The 21,285-nt window shown below is 62.0% G+C and carries 26 protein-coding genes and 1 pseudogene; 17 read left to right on the top strand and 10 right to left on the bottom strand.

Annotated elements, in window-relative coordinates; genetic code table 11:
• Positions 1 to 196 precede the first annotated feature (196 nt).
• Both EOA78_RS28685 and EOA78_RS28680 read left to right on the top strand, forming a co-directional pair.
• A complete protein-coding gene (locus EOA78_RS28685; protein WP_127318333.1) occupies positions 197 to 448 on the top strand; it encodes a hypothetical protein in 252 nt (83 codons plus the stop codon).
• A gap of 11 nt (positions 449 to 459) precedes the next feature.
• Positions 460 to 708, top strand: a complete 249-nt coding sequence (locus tag EOA78_RS28680; protein ID WP_127318331.1) for a hypothetical protein — start codon at positions 460 to 462, stop codon at positions 706 to 708.
• A 498-nt stretch (positions 709 to 1,206) separates the two neighbouring features.
• Here EOA78_RS28680 and EOA78_RS28675 read toward each other — a convergent pair whose 3' ends face one another.
• Positions 1,207 to 1,608: a Kazal-type serine protease inhibitor domain-containing protein gene (locus tag EOA78_RS28675; protein ID WP_127318329.1), complete on the bottom strand. Its 402-nt coding sequence runs from the start codon at positions 1,606 to 1,608 to the stop codon at positions 1,207 to 1,209.
• A 451-nt stretch (positions 1,609 to 2,059) separates the two neighbouring features.
• Here EOA78_RS28675 and EOA78_RS28670 point away from each other — a divergent pair, with 451 nt between their 5' ends.
• The 3 genes from EOA78_RS28670 to EOA78_RS28660 all read left to right on the top strand — a co-directional run bounded on the left by EOA78_RS28670 (position 2,060) and on the right by EOA78_RS28660 (position 3,369).
• Complete coding sequence (locus EOA78_RS28670) at positions 2,060 to 2,272, top strand: cold-shock protein (protein ID WP_023799871.1); 213 nt, start codon at positions 2,060 to 2,062, stop codon at positions 2,270 to 2,272.
• 249 nt (positions 2,273 to 2,521) lie between these two features.
• A complete protein-coding gene (locus EOA78_RS28665) occupies positions 2,522 to 2,734 on the top strand; it encodes a cold-shock protein (RefSeq protein ID WP_008877668.1) in 213 nt (70 codons plus the stop codon).
• Between the two features lie 218 nt (positions 2,735 to 2,952).
• Positions 2,953 to 3,369 (top strand): BA14K family protein, encoded by a 417-nt coding sequence (locus tag EOA78_RS28660; protein WP_127318327.1) that lies wholly within the window; start codon positions 2,953 to 2,955, stop codon positions 3,367 to 3,369.
• Between the two features lie 118 nt (positions 3,370 to 3,487).
• On the opposite strand, the gene EOA78_RS28655 is transcribed toward EOA78_RS28660, so the two are convergent.
• From EOA78_RS28655 to EOA78_RS28645, 3 genes are all read right to left on the bottom strand, one after another.
• The gene (locus tag EOA78_RS28655) at positions 3,488 to 4,129 is read right to left on the bottom strand and encodes an MBL fold metallo-hydrolase (RefSeq protein WP_127318325.1); all 642 of its coding nucleotides are present in this window, start codon (positions 4,127 to 4,129) and stop codon (positions 3,488 to 3,490) included.
• Between the two features lie 128 nt (positions 4,130 to 4,257).
• Complete coding sequence (locus EOA78_RS28650) at positions 4,258 to 4,581, bottom strand: hypothetical protein (RefSeq protein WP_127318323.1); 324 nt, start codon at positions 4,579 to 4,581, stop codon at positions 4,258 to 4,260.
• 145 nt (positions 4,582 to 4,726) lie between these two features.
• On the bottom strand, positions 4,727 to 5,620 hold the full coding sequence (locus EOA78_RS28645) for a branched-chain amino acid aminotransferase (protein WP_029349987.1): 894 nt from the start codon (positions 5,618 to 5,620) through the stop codon (positions 4,727 to 4,729).
• Between the two features lie 243 nt (positions 5,621 to 5,863).
• Between EOA78_RS28645 and EOA78_RS28640 the strand changes: the two genes are divergently transcribed.
• The 4 genes from EOA78_RS28640 to EOA78_RS28625 all read left to right on the top strand — a co-directional run bounded on the left by EOA78_RS28640 (position 5,864) and on the right by EOA78_RS28625 (position 9,873).
• The gene (locus tag EOA78_RS28640; RefSeq protein WP_029349986.1) at positions 5,864 to 6,397 is read left to right on the top strand and encodes a MarR family transcriptional regulator; all 534 of its coding nucleotides are present in this window, start codon (positions 5,864 to 5,866) and stop codon (positions 6,395 to 6,397) included.
• The gene (locus tag EOA78_RS28635) at positions 6,384 to 7,103 is read left to right on the top strand and encodes a response regulator transcription factor (RefSeq protein WP_036267167.1); all 720 of its coding nucleotides are present in this window, start codon (positions 6,384 to 6,386) and stop codon (positions 7,101 to 7,103) included. Before EOA78_RS28640 ends, EOA78_RS28635 begins: the two co-directional genes overlap by 14 nt.
• A gap of 52 nt (positions 7,104 to 7,155) precedes the next feature.
• Positions 7,156 to 8,568 (top strand): ATP-binding protein, encoded by a 1,413-nt coding sequence (locus EOA78_RS28630; protein ID WP_127211541.1) that lies wholly within the window; start codon positions 7,156 to 7,158, stop codon positions 8,566 to 8,568.
• Between the two features lie 219 nt (positions 8,569 to 8,787).
• The gene (locus EOA78_RS28625) at positions 8,788 to 9,873 is read left to right on the top strand and encodes a glycosyltransferase family 1 protein (RefSeq protein ID WP_245477791.1); all 1,086 of its coding nucleotides are present in this window, start codon (positions 8,788 to 8,790) and stop codon (positions 9,871 to 9,873) included.
• Positions 9,874 to 10,059: 186 nt separating this feature from the next.
• On the opposite strand, the gene EOA78_RS28620 is transcribed toward EOA78_RS28625, so the two are convergent.
• The 3 genes from EOA78_RS28620 to EOA78_RS28610 form a co-directional block, all read right to left on the bottom strand.
• Positions 10,060 to 10,419 (bottom strand): tRNA-binding protein, encoded by a 360-nt coding sequence (locus EOA78_RS28620; protein WP_127211543.1) that lies wholly within the window; start codon positions 10,417 to 10,419, stop codon positions 10,060 to 10,062.
• Positions 10,420 to 10,436: 17 nt separating this feature from the next.
• Positions 10,437 to 10,937 (bottom strand): YbjN domain-containing protein, encoded by a 501-nt coding sequence (locus EOA78_RS28615; RefSeq protein WP_006202532.1) that lies wholly within the window; start codon positions 10,935 to 10,937, stop codon positions 10,437 to 10,439.
• Positions 10,938 to 11,254: 317 nt separating this feature from the next.
• A complete protein-coding gene (locus tag EOA78_RS28610) occupies positions 11,255 to 11,557 on the bottom strand; it encodes an accessory factor UbiK family protein (RefSeq protein ID WP_127318335.1) in 303 nt (100 codons plus the stop codon).
• Between the two features lie 131 nt (positions 11,558 to 11,688).
• Between EOA78_RS28610 and lgt the strand changes: the two genes are divergently transcribed.
• The 6 genes from lgt to EOA78_RS28580 all read left to right on the top strand — a co-directional run bounded on the left by lgt (position 11,689) and on the right by EOA78_RS28580 (position 17,514).
• The gene (gene lgt / locus EOA78_RS28605) at positions 11,689 to 12,543 is read left to right on the top strand and encodes a prolipoprotein diacylglyceryl transferase (RefSeq protein WP_127318319.1); all 855 of its coding nucleotides are present in this window, start codon (positions 11,689 to 11,691) and stop codon (positions 12,541 to 12,543) included.
• A complete protein-coding gene (locus tag EOA78_RS28600) occupies positions 12,540 to 13,628 on the top strand; it encodes a class I SAM-dependent methyltransferase (protein WP_127318317.1) in 1,089 nt (362 codons plus the stop codon). Before lgt ends, EOA78_RS28600 begins: the two co-directional genes overlap by 4 nt.
• 154 nt (positions 13,629 to 13,782) lie before the next feature.
• Entirely contained in the window at positions 13,783 to 14,577 is a 795-nt protein-coding gene (gene pgeF / locus EOA78_RS28595) for a peptidoglycan editing factor PgeF (RefSeq protein WP_127318315.1), read from the top strand.
• Positions 14,577 to 15,728, top strand: a complete 1,152-nt coding sequence (locus tag EOA78_RS28590) for a Xaa-Pro peptidase family protein (RefSeq protein ID WP_127318313.1) — start codon at positions 14,577 to 14,579, stop codon at positions 15,726 to 15,728. Before pgeF ends, EOA78_RS28590 begins: the two co-directional genes overlap by 1 nt.
• A gap of 54 nt (positions 15,729 to 15,782) precedes the next feature.
• A complete protein-coding gene (locus EOA78_RS28585; protein WP_127318311.1) occupies positions 15,783 to 16,412 on the top strand; it encodes a hypothetical protein in 630 nt (209 codons plus the stop codon).
• A gap of 166 nt (positions 16,413 to 16,578) precedes the next feature.
• Positions 16,579 to 17,514: a ribose-phosphate pyrophosphokinase gene (locus EOA78_RS28580; RefSeq protein ID WP_127318309.1), complete on the top strand. Its 936-nt coding sequence runs from the start codon at positions 16,579 to 16,581 to the stop codon at positions 17,512 to 17,514.
• 133 nt (positions 17,515 to 17,647) lie between these two features.
• Here EOA78_RS28580 and EOA78_RS28575 read toward each other — a convergent pair whose 3' ends face one another.
• Positions 17,648 to 18,514: a helix-turn-helix transcriptional regulator gene (locus tag EOA78_RS28575; protein WP_127318307.1), complete on the bottom strand. Its 867-nt coding sequence runs from the start codon at positions 18,512 to 18,514 to the stop codon at positions 17,648 to 17,650.
• Between the two features lie 130 nt (positions 18,515 to 18,644).
• Here EOA78_RS28575 and EOA78_RS28570 point away from each other — a divergent pair, with 130 nt between their 5' ends.
• Positions 18,645 to 19,895 (top strand): MFS transporter, encoded by a 1,251-nt coding sequence (locus tag EOA78_RS28570; protein WP_164783976.1) that lies wholly within the window; start codon positions 18,645 to 18,647, stop codon positions 19,893 to 19,895.
• Between the two features lie 60 nt (positions 19,896 to 19,955).
• Here the strand turns inward: EOA78_RS28570 and EOA78_RS37380 are convergent, their stop codons facing one another.
• Together EOA78_RS37380 and EOA78_RS37375 are read right to left on the bottom strand one after the other, a co-directional pair.
• On the bottom strand, positions 19,956 to 20,303 hold the full coding sequence (locus EOA78_RS37380) for a rhodanese-like domain-containing protein (RefSeq protein ID WP_245477793.1): 348 nt from the start codon (positions 20,301 to 20,303) through the stop codon (positions 19,956 to 19,958).
• Between the two features lie 126 nt (positions 20,304 to 20,429).
• Positions 20,430 to 20,633 (bottom strand): annotated as a pseudogene (locus tag EOA78_RS37375) (helix-turn-helix domain-containing protein); the annotation flags it as partial.
• 98 nt (positions 20,634 to 20,731) lie between these two features.
• Here EOA78_RS37375 and EOA78_RS28560 point away from each other — a divergent pair.
• Positions 20,732 to 21,235 (top strand): DUF2938 domain-containing protein, encoded by a 504-nt coding sequence (locus tag EOA78_RS28560; RefSeq protein ID WP_127318301.1) that lies wholly within the window; start codon positions 20,732 to 20,734, stop codon positions 21,233 to 21,235.
• Positions 21,236 to 21,285 lie beyond the last annotated feature (50 nt).

The following is a 21,285-nucleotide window of genomic DNA, read 5'->3' as shown; positions in this document are numbered from 1 at the left end:
GATTAAAGAATTGAGATCGTTTTTTTGGGCCAAGCTTGGCATCTCGCGGCGTCAGAGGTTCTCGACCCGTCAAACTCATCCAGATCGCCGATACCCAAATTGCCGATACAGGGACACACGACGTTTAAGTCCCGGTGCCGCAAAGCGGGCATCACCTATCGGATCCAAGCCGGAAACGAGAATTCGAGGCACGAGAATGTCTGGCCGAACTACCCATTCCATAGCGCATTTCGAGGCACCCTTCATGCTCGGCGGCCTGGAAGGAAAATTGCCGGCCGGCGACTACGACATCGACCACGATGAGGAGCTTATCGATAGCATGTCGTGGCTTGCCTGGCGCCGTGTCGCCACGTTCATCCATCTGCCGGCAAGGACGGTGAAAAGCCAGACCAGCCAATTTGTCGCCATCGACCTCGCCGAACTCGAAACCGCGCCGAAGCGCGACTAGGAGAATGCTGCATGATCCGCTTCCAGCAGAACGCGCGCCCGCGCACCGACACGCCCGCGCATCTTTTCGCGATCGGCCAGACCGTTCGCATGAAGAGCCGCACCGGCCTTGTCCAGAAGACCGCAGGGCTGTTCCAAATCAAGAGCAAGCTGCCAGTCAAGGACGGCTCGCCGCAATACCGCATCCGCAGCGACGAGGAGGCCTACGAGCGGGTCACCACGGAAGACAATCTCGAAGTGGCCGACAATCCGAGCGCCTAATGCATGTCGCCCAAACGTGCGAAGCGGTTTTGGGACAACGACATGCGTAAAAACAAAAACTTAAAGCGCGTCGGCTGAATCCTTTTCAACGCGACGCGCTTTAGGACCCACATCAGCCGCCACCGTTAACCAATCACGAGGGACCAGGAAATGGCGAAGGGTCAACAGCGCAGCAACCGCGAGACACGCAAGCCCAAGAAGGACAAGGCGGCAGCAAAGCCGGCATCGCCTTCGGCTCGGCCGGTTTGAAGCCGAAGTCAAAGGGCTAGCGGCGGACGGATGAGCAGCCCGGCATTCATCCAGCCACCGCGCGGATCGGATCAAAGATCACACACGTCGAAGCCATATGGTCAGGATTGGCTAGGGCCGAGTTCATCGCCCATTGCCATAGAGCGAGGCTGCCGGCGTAGAGGCAGGAGCGGCTTCTACCCTCACCTGCCTGTGTCCGGTTGATAGATGGCTTCCTCCCCGTCCGGAAACGGGGAGGAAGCCAGCCTCTCAGCAGGGACCGTCGTCGACGATGCGATAGTCGGCGGCGCGAGCCTCGCAGGCGTTGGGGAAGGTGCGCAATTCGCCACGGCGGCGTGCGCAGACGGGGGCATATTCGCGCGTGCAGAATGTCTGCTCTTCGCCACCGCCGCCGCCGTCGCGGCACTGGCCGTCGCGGATGATGCGATACCCGGCCCGCTCGGCAAGGCAGGCATTGGCGAAGGTCTGGCGGTCCCCACCGCGCCGGGCGCAGACCGGATCATACTGCCTGGTGCAGAATTGCGGCCCTGGCCTTGGCGGGCGGTACCCCGGTCCTTCCTCCACCACCACGGCTGTGCAGGCTGCAAGAACTGCCGACAGCAACAGGATGGCAAAACCCTGCCGCGAGAAGATTGCCGCGAGAAATTTCATAACTATATCTCCCTCGAGCCCCCGCTCCGGGCGCAAACGCGCGCGCTCCGCTCCAAGCCGATCCTCGCCATTCCACCGCCAAATGCAATCCCTGTTTGCAAGCTCCAGCCCGTTGGACCATGCGTGGCCAGGCGCTGGCCGATGACCGGGCGAGCACCCCGTCCTATCGATGCCATGCGTCGGAATGCGCCCATGGGGCGGCCCGCGGACGCTGCCTTGCAACGATCACCTTTCCGTGCGATAAATTTCGTGTTCGGGCATTTGCGACCCGGAGAGCGGAACGTTTTGGACGACCTTTCCCCGATACTGTGAATCTCTGACGGCCCCGTTTTTCGGCGGGGGGTTTTGACCATGCGCCAATGCATGACTGCCGAAGCAACCACCGGACTTGCCCACGGCGTCAGGCGGCGGGCAAACCACAAAGACTGACACGGGTGAAGGAGTTTCCCCAATGGCCCAGACCGGCACCGTTAAATTCTTCAACGCTACCAAAGGCTTCGGCTTCATCACGCCAGATGACGGCGCCAAGGACGTGTTCGTCCACATCTCCGCGATCGAGGCTTCGGGCCTGCGCACGCTCGTCGATGGCCAGAAGGTCACCTTCGACGTCGAGCCCGACCGCATGGGCAAGGGGCCGAAGGCGGTCAATCTCCGCGCGGACTGAACCGTCGGCGCGCGCACGTCCGCCCGGACGTGCCAGGAATGAGGCCCTTCCAAAGGCCTTGAACCGGCTTTCAGGGCCGGACCCGAGTTTCGAAGGCGCGGCGGTTTTCGTCGCGCCTTTTTCGTGGCAGGGCGGCATGCCAATGCTCGCAAAACTTTCTCTTGCCGATAGCGCTAAAATAAAGGACAAATTTCCACTCGGGCATTTGCCGGCCCGAGACTGGACTTGATGGGATCAAAGGAGCTTCCCATGCCGCAGACCGGCACCGTCAAATTCTTCAATCATGCCAAAGGCTTCGGCTTCATCACGCCGGATGATGGCGCGAAGGATGTCTTCGTCCACATTTCGGCCGTGCAGGCGTCGGGTCTTCCCGGTCTTGAGGATGGGCAGAAGGTAACATTCGACACCGAGCCGGACAAACGCGGCAAGGGTCCGAAAGCCGTCAACCTGTCGGTCGGCTGAGCCGAGCTCGAGACAGCGTCGGACGGTCCCCTTCGTGCAGGTCCGCTCCTTGTTGAGCGTACGATATTTGTGCCTTGCGCCATGCCTGATCGATGAATATCGACTGATCCCATCCCGTCAATTTCGTTCAGCCCCCGTTCAGCCACGGTCGCCTATTAGCTTCGGTAAAGCCGGACCGCATCCCCCAGATTACCCGGGCCGGCACGAAGGAGACCGACATGAACCGAATTTTCAAGACCACCATCCTGTCCGCCGCGATTGTTGCGACCACGCTCGCGACCTTGCCAGCGGCCAGCGCTGGTGACTGGCGTCACCGGCACCACCATCGTGGCAATGGCGATGCGATCGCGGCAGGCGTCCTTGGCCTCGCGGCCGGCGCCCTGATCGTTGGTGCGCTCAACAACCCGCAGCCCAGCTATTACGACTCCGGCTATGACGATTATGGTCGTTATCCACGGCCCGCCCCGGTGCGCCGCTACTACGCGGAACCGCGAGTCGTCTATAATGACGGCTATGCCGAGCCATGGACCCGTGGCTGGTATGAATATTGTTCGGATCGCTACCGCTCTTTCAACGCCCGCACCGGCACGTTCACCGGCTATGACGGCGAACAGCATTTCTGCACCGCGAACTGAGGCTTCCCTGCCCCCAAACAAAAGCGCTGTCCGCCAGGCCAGCGCTTTTTGGTCGTAGTCATGCATAAAGGCAGGAGACCGATGCGCGTCGCGTGAGGCTCCTCAGCCGCAACGCGTTTTAAATCAGGAATGGATTGCTCCGGCGCTCCTCGCCGAAGCGGCCGCCGGGACCGTGGCCGCAGATGAAGCCGATGTCGTCGCCGAGCGGCAAAAGCTTGTCCTTGATCGAGGCGATCAGCGCGGCGTGGTCGCCGCCCGGCAGGTCGGTGCGCCCGACCGAGCCGCGAAACAACACGTCACCGACATGGGCGAACTTAGCAGCACGATTGTAGTAGACGACATGGCCGGGCGCGTGGCCGGGGCAATGAAAGACTTCGAACGCGTGCTGGCCTAACGACACGGTATCGCCTTCGCTGAGAAAGCGGTCGGGCACGCAATTGCGCACCGGATCGGTGATGCCGTAGTGTTTCGCCTGTTTCTCGAGATTGGCAAGCAACGGACGGTCGGCCTCATGCGGGCCGATGATCTCGACGCCGAGCGCCTCCTTCAGCTCCATGGCGCCGCCGGCATGGTCGATATGACCATGCGTGATCCAGATCGCGCCGGCGTTGATCGCATTGTTCTTGAGCACCGCCAGCACCTTCTCGATGTCGCCGCCCGGATCGACGACGACGCCTTGTCTGTCGTCCATGTCGAAGAGGATGGTGCAGTTTTGCTGGAAGGCCGTGACTGGCACGACGCCGGCGTTGAGCTGACCCATGATCGTCCTTTCGCTGTGTCGCCCCTGATGTAGATCCACACGCGAACGTCGTCCACCGCATCCGGCTGTCGCCACAACGCAAAAAAGAAATGGGCGGCCGAAGCCGCCCATGCAAAAGCCCGAAACCGCTAGGCTGACTTCTTCGTCGCATTCATGACCGCGCCGATGATGGCTGTCAGAATGGCGCCACCACCGGCACCGCCGAGGATGTTCTGCACATTCAGCGCGCTGCCCAATCCGCTCGTTGCCGCTGCGGCTGCAGCCGGATCGATCGTGCCACCGCCGAGCAGGCTGCCGAGGATGGCCGCACCGCCGACGCCGCCAAGGGCGCCGCCCAGGATTTTGGTAAGCTGCCCCACTGCCGCTGTCTTGATCGCCGCGCCCACCGCCTGGCCACCGATGATACCCATAATCACCTGAACAATGATCGGAAGAAGCGTGTTCATGTCCATATTACCAGTCCCTCCATAGCTGCCAGCCTCCCGGGCCGACAGCATCATGAGACGCCGAATTGGACGAAAGTCAAATGCAGAAGTGCTTAAATAAAAGGGGCGGCCCGAAAACCGCCCCTACTTATAAAAAAAGCTGTGACTTTCGTTATTCTGCGGCGATTGCGTGCTTGGGTTGAACGGCCGCAGAATAGTCGTTCATCAGAGTCTTGGCAATTTCACCCACCTCGAATCGGTATGGACCGATCTCTGAAACGGGCGTCACCTCGGCCGCTGTTCCGGTGAGGAAGCACTGCTGGAAGCCTTCAAGCTCTTCCGGCATGATGGTGCGCTCGATCACCTCGAAGCCGCGATCCTTGGCAAGGCCGATCACCGTACGGCGGGTGATGCCGTCGAGGAAGCAATCGGGGGTGGGCGTGTGGATCTTGCCGTCCTTGACGAAGAAGATATTGGCGCCGGTCGCTTCCGCAACCTGGCCGCGCCAGTCGAGCATCATGGCGTCGGCATAGCCCTTGGCTTCGGCGGCATGCTTGGACATGGTGCAGATCATGTAGAGGCCGGCGGCCTTGGATTTCGACGGCGCGGTGCGCGGATCGGGGCGGCGCCATTCGGCCAGATCGAGGCGGATGCCCTTCAGCTTCTGTGCCGGATCGAAATAGCTCGGCCACTGCCAGATGGCGATGGCGCAGTTGATCCGGCTGTTTTGCGCCGAAACGCCCATTTGTTCGCTACCGCGCCAGGCGATCGGCCGGACATAAGCATCCTGGAAACCCTGCTTCTTCAACAGCGTGCGGCAGGCGTCGTCGATCTCGGCAACCGAATAAGGAATCTTGAAGCCGAGCAGGCGTGCCGATTCGTGTAGGCGCTCGCTGTGGTCGGTCAGCTTGAAAATCTCGCCGCCATAGGCGCGCTCGCCCTCGAACACCGCGCTGGCGTAGTGCAGGCCATGGGTCAGCACGTGGATCTTGGCGTCGGCCCATTTGACGAACTCGCCGTTCATCCAGATGAAGCCGTCCATTTGGTCAAAGGGAACGGATGCCATGGTAACCTCCCGCGGGCGCCCGCCCGCACATTATCGTTGCGCGTTTCTTGTCAGCCGCGCCGGGCGGCCGGTATCTCGAAGCGTAGGCGGATATATAAGCTCTGGCAAACACAGGAAGTTCCGGAAAAACGGCCTTCCCTTGCCTTTTCGTTCGCAATCCGCCGAAAAGCTTGTCAAAAATTAGCATTGCCGGGAAATTACGTCAATAGTACTGACATAATTTCCCCTTCGCACGGAGAAAAGATGACAGATCGCAGCCACCCAGCCGGAAAACCGATCAGGACGGCGATCACCGACGAGGACGGCATCGACTTTGCCATCATCGAACTGTTCTTCTTCGCCTATCGCGACTTTACCTCCGATCCGGACCAGATCCTGTCCGACTATGGCTTCGGCCGGGCCCATCACCGGGTTCTGCATTTCGTCAATCGCAGGCCTGGCCTGACGGTCGCCGAACTCCTCGACGTGCTGAAGATCACCAAGCAGAGCCTGGCGCGCGTGCTCAAGCAACTGATCGACACCGACCACATCGTCCAGCTGCAGGGCCCGCGCGACCGCCGCCAGCGCGAGCTCTATCCGACAGCCAAGGGCCGCGCTCTGGCACTGGCGCTGGCACGGCCACAGTCACGCCGCATCCATGCTGCATTGGAAGATGCCGGAGCCACCGAACGCACCTTGATCGAGCGCTTCCTGGAAGCAATGGTCAATCCGGAACTAAGAGCGCAGATCGACATTGTGCCCGCAAAAACGTCAGGGAAAAGCCATGGAGACCATTGAAAGGGTTGATCAACCGGCAGCACCGGACGACGACGCGCCGCATCTGCTGGTGATTGATGACGATACCCGTATCCGCAATCTTCTCAAACAATATCTGACCGAAAACGGCTTTCGCGTCACCGTTGCCGGAAATTCCGGCGAAGCGCGGCGCAAGCTCGCCGGCCTCGATTTCGATCTGCTCGTGCTCGATATCATGATGCCTGGCGAAACCGGTGTCGATCTGGCCAAGGCGCTGCGGGCAAGCAAGAACGTGCCGATCCTGATGCTTACCGCGCTCTCCGAGACCGACAGCCGGATTACCGGGCTCGAGGCCGGAGCCGACGACTATCTGCCGAAGCCTTTCGATCCCCGCGAATTGATCCTGCGCATCAACAACATCCTGCGCCGCGGCGGTCCGGCAACGACGCCCAAAGTCGAGCAACTGGTCTTCGGCCCCTACACGTTCCAGATCGCCAGGCGGGAGCTCAAGCGCGGCGGCGAGGCTCTGAAGCTGACCGACCGCGAGCAGGAGATCCTGGCGATCTTCGCGGCGCGGGCCGGCGAAACGATACCGCGTCATGAGCTTGTCGGCGACGAGTCCGAAGTCGGCGAACGCACCATCGACGTCCAGATCAACAGGCTGCGCCGCAAGATCGAACGCGATCCGTCCAATCCGGTTTGGCTGCAGACCGTGCGCGGTATTGGGTATCGGCTCAGCGTGGAATAGACTGACGCCCACAGCCCCTTGTTGAGTGGCTGAAGATGAGCAAAAAGGGCGAATGGCGACCACGCAACTGGAACGGCCGGGAGATCGCGGCTTGAGCGCTCGCGCCACGCGGGTACTGAAGGCGGTGCCGCTCGCCTGGAAACGGTTCTGGCGCCTCGTTTCGCTTTACATGCCGAAGCGGCTCTATGCCCGCTCGCTGATCATCGTCATCGCACCGATGATCCTGCTGCAATCGGTCCTCGCCTTTGTTTTCATGGAACGCCACTGGCAGACCGTGACACAGCGCCTGTCGCAGGCCACGGTCCGCGACATTGCCGCGATCGTCGACCTGGTGGAAACCTATCCGAACGACGCCGACTACGCCAACATCATCCGCATCGCGCAGGATCGCATGCAGCTGAAGATCGACTTGCTTCCGCCCGATCCGCTGCCGGCGCCCGGTCCAAAGCCGTTCTTCTCGATCCTCGACGAAATTCTCTCGTCCGAGATCACCCATCAGATCAACCGTCCGTTCTGGATAGATACGGTCGGCAATTCCAACATCATCGAGGTCCGTGTCCAGCTCGAGGGCAAGGTGCTGCGCGCCTTCGTGCGCCGCAGCCAGGCCTATGCCTCGAACACGCACATTTTCCTGATCTGGATGGTCGGCACCTCGCTGGTGCTGCTGATGATCGCCATCCCATTCCTGCGCAATCAGATCCGGCCGATCCTGACACTGGCCGAGGCCGCCGAAAGTTTCGGCAAGGGCCGGCCGATGCCGCTCGATTTCCGGCCGCGCGGCGCCGAGGAGGTTCGCCGCGCCGGCTTTGCCTTCATCCAGATGCGCGAACGTATCGAACGCCAGCTCGAACAGCGCACCGCCATGCTGACCGGGGTCAGTCATGATTTGAGAACCATCCTCACCCGCTTCAAGCTGCAGCTTGCGCTGACCGGGACCAAGGCCGACACCGAGGCGCTCGGCCAGGATATCGATGACATGCAGTCGATGCTGGAAGGCTATCTCGCCTTTGCCCGCGGCGAGGCGACGGAAGACGCCGGCCGTTTCAATCTTGAAGCCTATTTCGACAAGCTCGGCGAGGAGGCCACGCTGCGCAAACGCAAACTGTCGACCACGCTCGCCGGCGACCCAAATTTGCATGTGCGCCCCCACGCCTTTGCCCGGCTGTTGTCCAATGTCGTCGGCAACGCCTTCCGTTACGCCAAGACGGTTGAGATCAACGCCAACCACGGCCGCGGCTCGCTGCTCGTCACCATCGACGACGACGGTCCGGGCATTCCGCCCGAAAAGCGCGAGGACGTGTTCAAGCCTTTCGTGCGGCTTGACGAGGCCCGCAATCTCGATGCAAGCGGTACCGGCCTTGGCCTTGCCATCGCACGCGACATTGCCCGTAGCCATGGCGGCGACATCATGCTGGACAAGAGCCCGCTCGGCGGCTTGCGCGCCGTCATCAAGGTTCCGGCCTGATTAGAGCGACGTGCGTCCAATTGGACGCACAAAGTACGCTCTGACACTTTGAACCTACGCATCGTGCTTTCCAGTGGTTGTAGACGGCCATCGGCTATGCTTTCATCGGGGCGTCATGAAACCATGCTGAAGAGCGCGCATGAAGCGCGTGATCCTGATTGATTCGGCCTTGCGGCCTCGCATCAAGGGAACCGACGACCTTTCAAGCAAAGGGCTGCTATGCGCATCCTGATGGTCACCGACGCCTGGCGCCCGCAAGTCAACGGCGTCGTCCACACGCTGGAACGGCTTTCGGAAACCCTCAAATCCTTCGACGTCGAGACGGACTTCCTGACCCCGAACATATTTCGCACCTTGCCCCTGCCGACCTACCCGGATATCCGGCTGGCGCTGACGAGGCCAAGACACGTCGCGCGCCTGATCGAAGCGCGCAACGCCGATCATATCCATATCGTCACCGAAGGCCCGCTCGGCATCATGGCGCGGCGCTATTGCCGCAAGGCCGGCCGGCCGTTCACGACAAGCTATCACACGCGCTTTCCGGAATATCTGAGCGCGCGGCTGCCAATACCGGAAGCCTGGGCCTATCGCTGGCTTCGCGACTTCCACAATTCCGGACAAGGCACGCTGGTCGCCACACAATCGCTGGCGGACGATCTGGCGGCGCGCGGCTTCACCAAGCTCAGGCCATGGACGCGGGGCGTCGACACCGACCATTTCCGCCCGGACAAGAGGAAGGATCTGGGGCTCAAGCGACCGATCTTCCTCTGTGTCGGCCGCGTTGCGATCGAAAAGAACCTGACCGCCTTTCTCGACCTGGATTTGCCCGGCAGCAAGGTGATCGTCGGCGAGGGGCCGGAACTGGCCAGGCTCAAGGCCAGATACCCCGATGCCCATTTCCTTGGCCACCGCCCGAACGACGAACTGGCCGAAATCTACGCCTCAGCCGATGTCTTCGTCTTTCCCAGCCGCACCGACACGTTCGGCAATGTCATCATCGAGGCGCTGGCCAGCGGCACGCCGGTCGCAGCCTATCCGGTGACCGGACCGATCGACATTGTCGGCGACGGGGTTGGCGGAGCGGTGTCGAACGATTTGCGCGAAGCGGCGCTCGCCGCGCTCCACGTCGACCGCGCCGAGGCGCGCCAACGGGCAATGCGCTATAGTTGGAAGGCGTGCGCGGAAATGTTCCTGGAGACGGTTGAAGAGGCGCTGGGCACCACGCGAAAACTGACATTACCTTTCGTCATCCACGGGCGCAGCGGCGGCGAAGCCGACGCGCAGACCCGAGGATCCATTCCGTGACCTGCGAGCGGCCCCTTCGGTGAAGAACTAGTTGGTTGAGGCGGCGGCGAGCCGCCTTGCTCCACAGGAGCGGCCAAGGAAAGAACAACGCGATTCTGGACCGTCCTATTCATCGACCACTGCTGCGGCATGGATCCTCAGGTCTGCGCGTCCGCTTCGCTCCCGCTCCGCCCGTGGATGATGAAGCTAAAACAACCGGCCGCCGTCGGGCACCCTGCGTTCGATTGCGCCGAGGACGACGGCACCCTCCTCGTCGGGAAAGCCAAGCGTCAGCACTTCCGATATGAAGGGTCCGATCTGCCGCGGCGGAAAATTGACCACCGCGAACACCTGCCGGCCGATCAGCGTCTCGGGTGCATAATATTTGGTGATCTGCGCCGACGATTTCTTCACCCCGATCGCCGCGCCGAAATCGATCTTCAGCTTAATCGCCGGCTTGCGCGCCTCGGGGAACGGCTCGGCCTCGACGATCGTGCCGGCGCGGATATCGACCCGGTCGAAATCGGCGAAGCTGATCTCGGGCTTGCGCTGGCTGCTCGAACTCATTGAGGGTCAGGCCTGGCTCAGGCGTTTCCGTAGGTCTCGAACAGCACGCCGGCCAGCGCATCCTTGGCCGAGGTTCCCGACCAGACGACGAACTGGAACGCCTGGAAATAGCATTCGCAGGCTTCGAGTGCCGACGACAACAGCACCTCGACCTGCTGGCTCGACGGCTCGACCCCGCCGGCGAGCAGCAGCGACTGGCGGAACATGATCGCGCCCTCCTGTTCCCAGAGGTCGAAATGGCCGAACAGCATCTGCTCGTTGATCAGCGAAAGCAGCCGCATCACCTCGAGCGCGCGCGCCTCCGGCACCTTGATGTCGAAGGCGCAGGCCAGATGCAGCGCCTCGAAATCCTCCATCCAGGAGAATGAGACGTGGTAGTCGGTCCAGCTTCCGGCAACCGAAATCGAAATCTCGTCGTCGCCGGCCCGTTCGAAGGACCAGTCGTTGTTGTGAGCCACCTGCTCAATAACATCCACGGGATGGATTTCGCGCGAGAATTCGAGTTCGAGAAGTTCCATGGAATGCTTCCTATCGTTCAGGGGGAACCCACACGCTCCGCGGGGCACACACGACGAACAATTCTGTCTAGAACTCGGACGGCCGGGACTTCGTCAACGCAAAGACCCCAGACCGGACCCCACCGCCCGGCGCATGACCCTGCTCCGAATCATGCAACAAATTCAGTCTATTGATCGGGAGTCGCGTGACCAGCCCAATTTTTCGCACTGCGTCATTCGCATGTGGAAAGCCGCTGTCACAAAGATTCACGCAATGCCGGTAAGCGATTCACGACAAAGCGCTTTTTGCGATTGTGCTTTGTGGAAAAGTTTAACGATTATTTTTTTAATCTGGGCTTTGCCGCAGCCGCAGGTGCGGCCTGTCCGGTCAATTCGGCGAGCTTCGCCTCGAGCGCCTCGATGCGCGCAGCGAGATGGGTGTTTTCCTCCCTGGCCTTCGCCGCCATATCGCGAGCGGCCTCGAATTCTTCGCGCTGCACCAGGTCCATTGAGTTGAGAACACGCTCGGCTTGCCCCTTGAAGGCGGTTTCCACTTCGCGGCGCACGCCTTGCGCGGCACCCGCAGCGTCGGTCATCAGCTTGGCGAATTCATCGAGAATGCGGTTCGGTCCGGTCGACATGGCAAATCCTCGCTTGCTCGATTTGACGTAGTGGCGCTCGACGCGGAATGCAAGCATCCACGTCGCCTTGACCGCGCCAAAACCCTGCCGCATGGTCCGCGCCCGAACACGATCGCAACCGGGAGAGCCTGTTGAGCGAATATTTTATGCTGCCGTTGGCCGCCCTGCCCTTTCCCAATATCGACCCGGTCATCGTCAAGATCGGGCCGCTGGCGGTGCATTGGTATGGCGTCGGCTACATCGTCGGCATTCTCTTCGCCTGGTGGTATGCCAAGCGGCTCGTCACCAATGCAAGGCTCTGGCCCAACGGCACGGTGCCTATGAAACCCGAGGACCTCGACGACTTCATCGTGTGGGCGGCCATCGGCGTGGTGCTTGGCGGGCGTGTCGGCTACGTGCTGTTCTACGACCTGCCACGTTACATCGCCCATCCGCTCGATATCCTTGCCGTCTGGCAGGGCGGCATGTCGTTCCATGGCGGGCTGCTCGGCGTCATCCTCGCCATGACGCTGTTTTCCTGGTCGCGCGGTATCCGCACATGGTCGCTGTTCGACGTGGTGGCGGCCGGCGTGCCGGTCGGCCTTGGCCTCGTCCGCATGGCGAATTTCATCAACTCCGAACTCTGGGGCAGGCCGACCGACGTGCCATGGGCCGTCGAATTCCCCAATGGCGGGCCATTTGCGCGCCATCCGAGCCAGATCTACGAGGCGCTGCTTGAAGGCCTGGTGCTGTTCCTGGTCCTGCGCTTCCTCACCCATTCCAGGCTCAAGCTGAAGACGCCGCGCTTCGTCGGCGGCGCCTTCATCGCCGGCTACGGTCTCTCGCGCATCTTCGTCGAATTCTTCCGCGAGCCCGATCAGCAGCTCGGCTACCTCCTCGGCACCGGCTGGCTGACGATGGGCATGGTGCTGTCGCTGCCGATGCTGCTGGCCGGCATCTGGGCGATGGCGACGGCAAAGCCGGTTACACAGCCACAGCCGGTATGACCCGACTGAAAGCCCGCATCGTCGAGCTGATCGGTGCGGCGGGGCCGATCCCCGTCAACCAATACATGGCGCTTTGCCTGTTCGATCCGCAAGACGGCTACTATACGACGCGCGAGCCGTTCGGGGCGGCCGGCGACTTCGTCACCGCGCCGGAGATCAGCCAGATGTTCGGCGAGCTGGTCGCTGTCTGGCTCTACGAAGCCTGGCTGGCGACCGGCCGGCCGATGCCGGTCACCATCGCCGAGATCGGCCCCGGCCGGGGCACATTGATGAAGGACATGCTGCGCACGCTTTCGCGGCTCGATCCGGCGCTGACCGCCGGCGCATCGTTCGCCATGATCGAGACCAGCCCGCGACTGGCAGATGTGCAAAGGCAAACGCTTGCCGCCACGCCGGCGACGATCGGCTGGCACGAGAGCATCGACACGCTGCCGCAGACCCCGCTTTTCATCGTCGGCAACGAATTGTTCGACGCGGTGCCGATCCGCCAGTTCGTCCGTGCCGGAACAGGCTGGCGCGAACGGATGATCGGCCTCGACAGCGCGGACGAATTGCACTTCTTCGCCGGCGCCGGCTCAGTCGATGCGATGCTGTTGCCGGACGATGCCGAAAACGCACCACAGGGCGCGATCGTCGAGGTCGCGCCGGCCCGAGCCGCGCTGATGGCGACCATCGCTGAGCGATTGGCCTGGCTCGGTGGCGCCGGCCTGTTCCTCGACTATGGCTACCTCCGACCAGGGATCGGCGACACGTTGCAGGCCTTGCGCAAGCACGATCACGAAGATGTGCTGGCCAATCCGGGCGAAGCCGATCTCACCGCCCATGTCGATTTCGCCGCCCTTGCCGCGATTGTGCGGGCGCACGGCCTCGATGCCCATCTTTCCACGCAAGGCGAATTCCTGGTGGAAATGGGTCTTCTCGAACGCGCCGGCCAGCTCGGCGCCAATGCCGATGAAGCGGCTCGCGAAAAGATTGCAGGCGAGGTCGAACGCCTCGCCGGCCCGCAAGCCATGGGCGGCCTGTTCAAGGTGCTTGCCGTCCTGCCTGCCGGCATCGCCGTTCCGCCCTTTGCAACGGCGGATTGACTTTTCGCTGCCGCCTCTCCCACTCTCCCAATTTCCAACCATGCTGTCGCCCATGTTGGACTGCGCCGATCTTTGGACTGTAGCCCATCTTGGATTGTCGCGATCTTTGGACTGTCGCTTGACGAAATCGCCCGCACGGACAACAACGGCCGCCATGCTGAATCAGACCAAACCGGATCCCGTTCGGTCGCCCTTGCTGGAAAAGGCGCGGGCGCGAGGCATTCGCCACGGCTATTTCACCCGCGTCGGCGGCGTCTCCAGCGGCATTTATCGGGGCCTCAACATCGGCACCGGCTCGAGCGACGACCAGACGCAGGTAGCCGAGAACCGCCGCCGCGTCGCCGACTGGATGGGTGTGCCCCCGAGCCATCTCTTGACCGCCCACCAAATCCATTCGCCCGACGTCATCATCGCGAGGGAGCCTTTTCCCGGCGAGCGGCCGAGGGCCGACGCCGTCGTCACCGACCGGTCAGGCATCGCAGTCGGCGCCTCGACCGCCGATTGCGGACCGGTGCTGTTCGCCGATGCCGAGGCGCATGTTATCGGCGCAGCCCATGCCGGCTGGAAGGGCGCCTTGTCGGGCGTGCTGGAAAACACCATTGCGGCGATGGAGGGCCTCGGTGCCCGGCGCGAGCGCATCGTTGCGGTTCTCGGTCCGTCCATCGGCCCCGAAAACTATGAAGTCGGGCCGGAATTCATCGCCCGCTTCGTCGAGGCCGACCCCAACAATATCAGCTATTTCGCGCCGTCCGCAAAGTCGGGACATGCAATGTTCGACCTCAACCTCTATACGGTCGATCGGCTAACTCGAGCCGGCGTCACCGCCGATGGGCTTGGACGCTGCACCTACGCCGAGGAGGATCTGTTCTATTCCTACCGGCGCAGCACGCATCGCAAGGAGCCGGATTACGGGCGGCAGATTTCGGCAATCGTTTTGGAGACTGAATAATGGCGCTGCATTTCGAACGGTCGGAATTTGACGCGCGGCGCGATCGGCTGATGATCGAGATCGCCGAGAAGAAGCTCGATGCCGTCCTGCTGTTTGCGCAGGAGAGCATGTACTGGCTGACCGGCTACGATACGTTCGGCTTCTGCTTCTTTCAGTGCCTGGTGGTGAAGGCAGACGGTTCGATGATCCTGCTCACGCGCTCGGCCGATCTGCGCCAGGCGCGCCACACCTCGATTATCGACAACATCGTGCTGTGGACCGATCGCGACGGCGCCAATCCGGCGATCGACCTGCGCAATTTGCTCAACGATCTCGACCTGCTCGGCGCCCGCATCGGAGTCGAATACGACACCCACGGCCTGACCGCCTACAATGGCCGGCGCCTGGACGAGCAATTGCAGACCTTTGGCCAGATCGCGGACGCGTCCGGCATCGTCAGCCGGCTGCGCCTGTTCAAGAGCCCGGCCGAAATCGCCAAGGTGGAAAAGGCTGCAAATCTCGCCGACGACGCGCTGGATGCGGCCCTGCCGCTGATCAAGCAGGGTGGCGACGAAGCCCTGATCCTTGCTGCCATGCAGGGCGCGATCTTTGCCGGCGGCGGCGATTATCCGGCGAACGAGTTCATCATCGGCTCTGGCGTGGACGCGCTGCTTTGCCGTTACAAGGCCGGCCGTCGCAAGCTGAGCAAGAACGACCAGGTGACGCTCGAATGGGCCGGCGTCTTCCACCACTACCATGCTGCGATGATGCGCACGGTGCTGACCGGCAAGGTGTCGAAACGTCACCAGGAACTGTTCGATGCCGCACGCGCCGCACTTCTGGCCGTCGAAAAGGCGATGACGCCCGGAAATACCTTCGGCGACGTGTTCGATGCGCATGCCCGCACACTCGAGGCGCACAACTTGACCAAACACCGGCTCAACGCCTGCGGCTATTCGCTCGGCGCCCGCTTCACCCCATCATGGATGGATATGCCGATGTTCTATCAGGGCAATCCCGAACCCATCGCGCCAAACATGACGCTGTTCGCCCACATGATCATCATGGACTCCGAAACCGAGACGGCAATGACGCTCGGCCGCACGTATCTAACGACCGAATCGCAGCCGAAACCGCTGTCCCGCCATGATCTCGACTTGATTGTGCAATGAATCCATAATGGTAAGAATGCAAGGGGCGTTCATCGCCAGGGAGTTTTGAGGCAAATGAGGCGATCGCATGTGACGACCGTGTCATTGCTCGCGGCGCTGATGCTGGCCGCCTGCACCAACGCGAAGGACGTTCTCGAACCCTCCGCCATCGCCTCGCAGTCGACACAGGCCGTACCAACGACCGGAACCGGCACGGCTGCAACGCCCACCACACCTGCAACGACCGCGCAGCCTTCCGCAGCAACTGAGCCTTCCGCCACTGCGCAGCCCGCAACCACGACCGTGCCGCCGGCAAAGAGCGCCGCCGTCATCGCACGAACCCGCCTGCAGGTAGCGCCGATCGTCGGCGCCTCGGTGGAAGCCGCGACACCGCTGACCGCGGAGCTTCAGACGCGAGCCAAGCAGCGCGGCATCACCTTGGCCGGTAGCGCCGGCCAGACCCCTACGCACGTGCTGAAGGGCTATTTCTCGACGATGTCGGAAGGCAAGGACACCACCGTCATCTATGTCTGGGACGTCTATGACCCGGCAGGCAACCGGCTGCATCGCATCAATGGCCAGCAGAAGGCGCCCTCGGCCAATGGTGGAGAAGGCTGGGCTGCGGTCGCGCCGGAGACCATGCAGGCGATCGCCGACCAGACGATCGACCAGTTTGCCACATGGCTTGGCGGCCAAGCGGGGTGACTGGCGGGCTGACATGTTGCCGGCTTTCCTCGTCGTAGACGTTTATTGAGATTAGCCGGCGGATTCCGATCACGACGCTTGCAATACCGGCACGGGCCGCTAAAAGCCCCGACTAAGGGGCTCAAGAGAGTCTGCCAGAGTCTCCATCCTTCACCAGGAACGGTGCATGAAGCTTTTCGCGGGCAATTCCAACAGGGTGCTGCCCGAAGCGGTCGCCCGCTATCTCAACATCCCGCTGGGCAAAGCCAGCGTCAGGCGCTTCGCCGATCAGGAAATCTTCGTCGAGATCCAGGAGAATGTGCGCGGCGAGGATGTCTTCATCCTGCAGTCCACCTCGTTCCCGACCAACGATCACCTGATGGAACTGCTCATCATGATCGATGCCTTTATGCGCTCGTCGGCCAAGCGCATCACGGCGGTCATTCCCTATTTCGGCTATGCCAGGCAAGATCGCCGCGCCTCGGGCCGCACGCCGATCTCGGCCAAGCTGGTCGCCAACATGATCACGCGGGCGGGCGTCGATCGCGTCTTGACGCTGGATCTCCACGCCGGCCAGATCCAGGGCTTCTTCGATATCCCGACCGACAACCTGTTCTCGGTGCCGGTCATGGCCCGCGACGTGAAGGCGAAATATAAGCAGCTTGCCAATGTCATGGTCGTGTCGCCGGATGTCGGTGGCGTGGTCCGCGCCCGCGCGCTTGCCAAACGCATCGATGCTCAACTCGCCATCGTCGACAAGCGTCGCGAGCGCCCCGGTGAATCGGAAGTCATGAACGTCATCGGCGACGTGCGCGGCAAGGATTGCCTGCTGATCGACGACATCATCGATTCGGGCGGCACCTTGTGCAATGCGGCCGATGCACTGCTTGCCGCCGGCGCCACCAGCGTCACTGCCTACACCACCCATGGCGTTCTGTCGGGCGGCGCCATCGCCCGCATCGGTGCCTCGAAGCTGCAGGAACTGGTCATTACCGATTCCATCCAGCCGACCCAGGCGGTGCTCGACGCCAGCAACATCCGCGTCATCTCCATCGCCGACCTGATGGGTGAGGCGATCTCGCGCACGGCGACCGAGGAATCGGTATCGAGCCTGTTCGACTGAAATCTGCCAGCGCTACAGCGCCGCGCGTCCAGCGGACGCGCAAAGGACGCTGTAGCACTTTGATTTTGCGCATGATCCCCAGCGAAATCGGTTCCGATTTCGCTGAAGCGAACCGAAGGTTCGGGGTCGTGCGTTACCCGTTCGACACCCTGATATTGTCCCTTGACCCTCGCATATAGCCCCCCGGCGATGCCCCCAGCATACGCTTGAACATGGTGATGAAGGCCGGCACGCTGTCATAGCCGAGGTCGAACGCCACCCTTGTGATCGGCTCGCCATCGGCCAGCCTCGGCAAGGCCGCGAACAGGCAGGCCTGCTGGCGCCATGTCGACAGCGACAATCCGGTCTGGCGATGAAAGGCGCGGGTGAAGGAACGGCGGCTCATGCCGACGATATCGGCCCATTCGTCGATTGTCGCGTGCGGCGAGGGTGCTGCGACGAAGCGCCGGCACAGTGCCGCAAGCTTTGGATCTGAAGGAAAAGGCAGGCCGAGCGGCCGTTCCGGCAGGTTCGGGATTTCATGCAGCAGGAGGCTCATGATCAGCCCGCCGCGCCCCTCCAGCTCGGCGCCCTGCGGCAGCTTTTCCGATTCCACGATCAGGCTGTGCATCAGATCTGTAATGCCGACGACGCGGAGTCCATGCGGCAGCCCCGCAATGGCGTCCGGCATCACATAGACCGAGCGCATGCTGACGTCGCCAAGCATCTCGACGGAATGCTCGGTGCCGGCGGGAATCCACATGGCATGATCGGGAGGCACCATCCAGCGCCCATGCCGCGTCGTCACCAGCACGACGCCGACAAGCGCATGCAGCAACTGACTGCGACTGTGACGGTGCTGAGGGACGTGGTAGCCGTCGGGATATTCGGTCGGCAGGGCCACCGCTGGCCCGACTGCCTGCTCCAGCCACTGCCAGCGGCGCTCATGCAACTGCCCGAGTTCGGCAAACTGGCCGAGATCGGTGTCGCCCACTTTGAAGATTTCATTGCCACGCGGCATTGAGTAATGGCCCACTCGCGAAACTATTGGACCAAACCACGAAAGAAGTCGCCCGGCAAGTGACTTATAAGGCAACCCGGCTATGAGGCCGCCTGCGCGAGCGCCCGCCAAAAAGACCACGGAGCATGCCTTGACCGATACGACAGCCACCACCGCCGCCACGCCTGCGACGGCCAGCCACACTTCGGCGCAAGCGACGGCCTTCAGCGTCATTCTTGCGGTGAGCTTCTGCCATTGTGTCAACGACATCATGCAGTCGCTGCTCTCGGCCATCTACCCGCTGCTGAAAGACAATTACGGTCTCGATTTCTGGCAGATCGGCCTTTTGACCTTCACCTTCCAGGTGACGGCCTCATTGCTGCAGCCGCTGATCGGCATGGTCACCGACAAGCGGCCGATGCCCTATTCGCTGCCCTACGGCATGGCGTCCTCGCTGATCGGCCTGATCGTGCTGGCCTATGCCGGACACTATTGGCTGCTGCTGATCGGCGCGTCGCTGATCGGCATCGGCTCGGCGATCTTCCACCCGGAATCCTCGCGCATCGCCCGCTTCGCCTCGGGCGGCAGGTTCGGTCTGGCGCAATCTCTGTTCCAGGTCGGCGGCAACTTCGGCCAGGCCATCGGGCCGCTGCTGGCTGCCTTCATCGTCGTGCCTTTCGGCCAGACCAGCATAGCGTGGTTTGCCGTCGGATCGCTGCTCGGTATCATCGTGCTGTGGCGGGTCGGCGGCTGGTACAGCCGCCTGCGCGCCTCGCTCGCCAACCGCAAGGCGGCAGGTTTTGTCTCGCCCTTCCCGCGCCGCAAAGTGATGGGCGCGTTGGCGGTGCTGACCTTGCTGGTGCTGACCAAGAACGCCTACATCGCCAGCCTCGCCAGCTACTACACCTTCTACGCCATCGATAAATTCGGCGTTTCGGTGCAGATGTCGCAGGTCATGCTGTTCCTGTTCCTCGGCGCCTCGGCGCTGGGCATCCTGCTCGGTGGCCCGTTCGGCGACCGCTACGGACAGAAGGCGATGATCTGGTTCTCCATCGTCGGCGTGCTGCCCTTTACGCTGGCTCTGCCCTACGCCAATTTCGAATGGACGATGATCCTGACGGTGCTGATCGGCCTGATCCTGTCCTCGGCATTCTCGAACATCGTCGTCTTCGCGCAGGAACTGGTGCCCGGCCGCGTCGGCATGATCGCCGGTATCTTCTTCGGCTTGGCCTTCGGCATGGGCGGCATCGCCGCCGCCGTGCTCGGCGTCGTCGCCGACATGAAAGGCATCGACTTCGTCTTTCAGGTCTGCTCCTACCTGCCGCTGCTCGGGCTGCTGACGGTTTTTCTGCCGAACATGAAGGAAGCGAGGAAGCTCGAGCCACGATCGGGTGAAGCTTGAATTTGGTTTCGGCCTCGCCCCGAGGAGGTCGGGAGCGCCGGACGCCGACCACGGCTTCTGTCAGCCGCTTTCGTAGTTCATGCCGTCGACATCCAGGCTTGACGTCAGCCACTCGGGAAAACCACCTTCGAACCGGCGTGAGGCCCAGCCTCGCGCCCTCAGGATAGCCAGCGCGTCGGCAGAGAGAACGCACTGGACACCACGGCAATAGGCAACGATGACCTTTTCCCGTGGAAGCTCTGCAAGTCGTTGTTCCAGCTCACCCACGGGAATGTTGATCGCACCCGGCAAATGTCCGGCTGCGTATTCTTCCTGCGGCCGAACGTCGAGCAGCACGATTTCGTCGTCCCGCATGCGGCGCACGAGTTCCTCGCGCGAGATGTTCTCCAGCCTGTCCGGCCGGCTCATAGTGTCATTGATAAGCTCGCGGATTTGCTCGCGCCTATGGTTCGCAAGGCTTCGCAGGGCGGCGAGCACGTTTTCGATCGGGCCATCGGCCAAACGATAGAGCACGCGTTTCCCGTCTCGCCGAGTCTGCACCAAGCCGGCCCGCTTGAGGTGCTGAAGATGCTGCGACGTGTTGGCCAACGCGATCCTGGAAAGTTGCGTCAGCTGCTCCACGGCGAGTTCGCCGTCGGCAATGTGACGGAGAAGAACCAGCCGATGTGGATGTCCCAGCGTGCGGGCGAGATCCGCTATTTCGTCAAAGATAGGGTGATGAACGTCTGCCTTTTTCATATCGCATGGCTACCATAATTCAATTAATCAATCAATCAATGTGTTGAATGAACGATCTTATCCAGCTAATGTTCGACCGGTAGGACAGGAGCATAGAAATGAACGAGCAGTTGGAGTTCGTTGTCCGCGCGGCCGCGATCGGAGCGGGCGCGACGGCGGTGATGGATCTTTGGGGGCTGTTTCTGAAGCGCGCGTTCGCGATTCCGCCGCTTGATTATGCCTGGGTCGGCCGCTGGATCGGGCACTTTCCGCGAGGCCGTTTCGCGCATGCGAATATCGCGCAGGCGCCCCAAATTCGGGGCGAAACGCCGATTGGATGGGTCGCGCATTACGCTATCGGCATCGTCTTTGCTGCATTGCTGATGGGAGTATTGGGCATCGACTGGGCACGATATCCGACATTGCTTCCCGCCCTTCTTGTCGGCATGTCCACTGTCGTCGCCCCATTCTTCCTAATGCAGCCAGCCTTTGGAGCCGGAATTGCAGCCTCGAAAACTCCCAACCCGCACACTGCGCGTCTGCGCGGCCTCATGACTCATCTGTCCTTCGGGGTCGGACTGTATGTCGCTGCGTTGCTTTCGGCACTCCTGTTTCCGGTCTGACATTGATCGATCGCAGTCGGCTCTCAAGACACGACCCCAATGTCTACAAG

It is taken from the genome of Mesorhizobium sp. M5C.F.Cr.IN.023.01.1.1, assembly GCF_003997585.1.
Classification (GTDB): domain Bacteria; phylum Pseudomonadota; class Alphaproteobacteria; order Rhizobiales; family Rhizobiaceae; genus Mesorhizobium; species Mesorhizobium wenxiniae.
This window is presented reverse-complemented; position numbering and strand designations above follow the sequence as displayed.

Bases quoted from the DNA above. Each gene is read 5' to 3' on its own strand.
- EOA78_RS28640 (WP_029349986.1), top strand. From the start codon at position 5,864: ATGACAGATCGCAGCCACCCAGCCGGAAAACCGATCAGGACGGCGATC.
- EOA78_RS28590 (WP_127318313.1), top strand. From the start codon at position 14,577: ATGGCGCTGCATTTCGAACGGTCGGAATTTGACGCGCGGCGCGATCGG.
- EOA78_RS28680 (WP_127318331.1), top strand. From the start codon at position 460: ATGATCCGCTTCCAGCAGAACGCGCGCCCGCGCACCGACACGCCCGCG.
- EOA78_RS28685 (WP_127318333.1), top strand. From the start codon at position 197: ATGTCTGGCCGAACTACCCATTCCATAGCGCATTTCGAGGCACCCTTC.
- EOA78_RS28645 (WP_029349987.1), bottom strand. From the start codon at position 5,620: ATGGCATCCGTTCCCTTTGACCAAATGGACGGCTTCATCTGGATGAAC.
- EOA78_RS28655 (WP_127318325.1), bottom strand. From the start codon at position 4,129: ATGGGTCAGCTCAACGCCGGCGTCGTGCCAGTCACGGCCTTCCAGCAA.
- EOA78_RS28660 (WP_127318327.1), top strand. From the start codon at position 2,953: ATGAACCGAATTTTCAAGACCACCATCCTGTCCGCCGCGATTGTTGCG.
- EOA78_RS28620 (WP_127211543.1), bottom strand. From the start codon at position 10,419: ATGAGTTCGAGCAGCCAGCGCAAGCCCGAGATCAGCTTCGCCGATTTC.
- EOA78_RS28675 (WP_127318329.1), bottom strand. From the start codon at position 1,608: ATGAAATTTCTCGCGGCAATCTTCTCGCGGCAGGGTTTTGCCATCCTG.
- EOA78_RS28625 (WP_245477791.1), top strand. From the start codon at position 8,788: ATGCGCATCCTGATGGTCACCGACGCCTGGCGCCCGCAAGTCAACGGC.
- EOA78_RS28670 (WP_023799871.1), top strand. From the start codon at position 2,060: ATGGCCCAGACCGGCACCGTTAAATTCTTCAACGCTACCAAAGGCTTC.
- EOA78_RS28615 (WP_006202532.1), bottom strand. From the start codon at position 10,937: ATGGAACTTCTCGAACTCGAATTCTCGCGCGAAATCCATCCCGTGGAT.
- EOA78_RS28560 (WP_127318301.1), top strand. From the start codon at position 20,732: ATGAACGAGCAGTTGGAGTTCGTTGTCCGCGCGGCCGCGATCGGAGCG.
- EOA78_RS28585 (WP_127318311.1), top strand. From the start codon at position 15,783: ATGAGGCGATCGCATGTGACGACCGTGTCATTGCTCGCGGCGCTGATG.
- EOA78_RS28580 (WP_127318309.1), top strand. From the start codon at position 16,579: ATGAAGCTTTTCGCGGGCAATTCCAACAGGGTGCTGCCCGAAGCGGTC.
- pgeF (WP_127318315.1), top strand. From the start codon at position 13,783: ATGCTGAATCAGACCAAACCGGATCCCGTTCGGTCGCCCTTGCTGGAA.
- EOA78_RS28610 (WP_127318335.1), bottom strand. From the start codon at position 11,557: ATGTCGACCGGACCGAACCGCATTCTCGATGAATTCGCCAAGCTGATG.
- EOA78_RS28665 (WP_008877668.1), top strand. From the start codon at position 2,522: ATGCCGCAGACCGGCACCGTCAAATTCTTCAATCATGCCAAAGGCTTC.
- EOA78_RS28600 (WP_127318317.1), top strand. From the start codon at position 12,540: ATGACCCGACTGAAAGCCCGCATCGTCGAGCTGATCGGTGCGGCGGGG.
- EOA78_RS28630 (WP_127211541.1), top strand. From the start codon at position 7,156: ATGGCGACCACGCAACTGGAACGGCCGGGAGATCGCGGCTTGAGCGCT.
- EOA78_RS28650 (WP_127318323.1), bottom strand. From the start codon at position 4,581: ATGGACATGAACACGCTTCTTCCGATCATTGTTCAGGTGATTATGGGT.
- EOA78_RS28575 (WP_127318307.1), bottom strand. From the start codon at position 18,514: ATGCCGCGTGGCAATGAAATCTTCAAAGTGGGCGACACCGATCTCGGC.
- EOA78_RS28635 (WP_036267167.1), top strand. From the start codon at position 6,384: ATGGAGACCATTGAAAGGGTTGATCAACCGGCAGCACCGGACGACGAC.
- EOA78_RS37380 (WP_245477793.1), bottom strand. From the start codon at position 20,303: ATGAGCCGGCCGGACAGGCTGGAGAACATCTCGCGCGAGGAACTCGTG.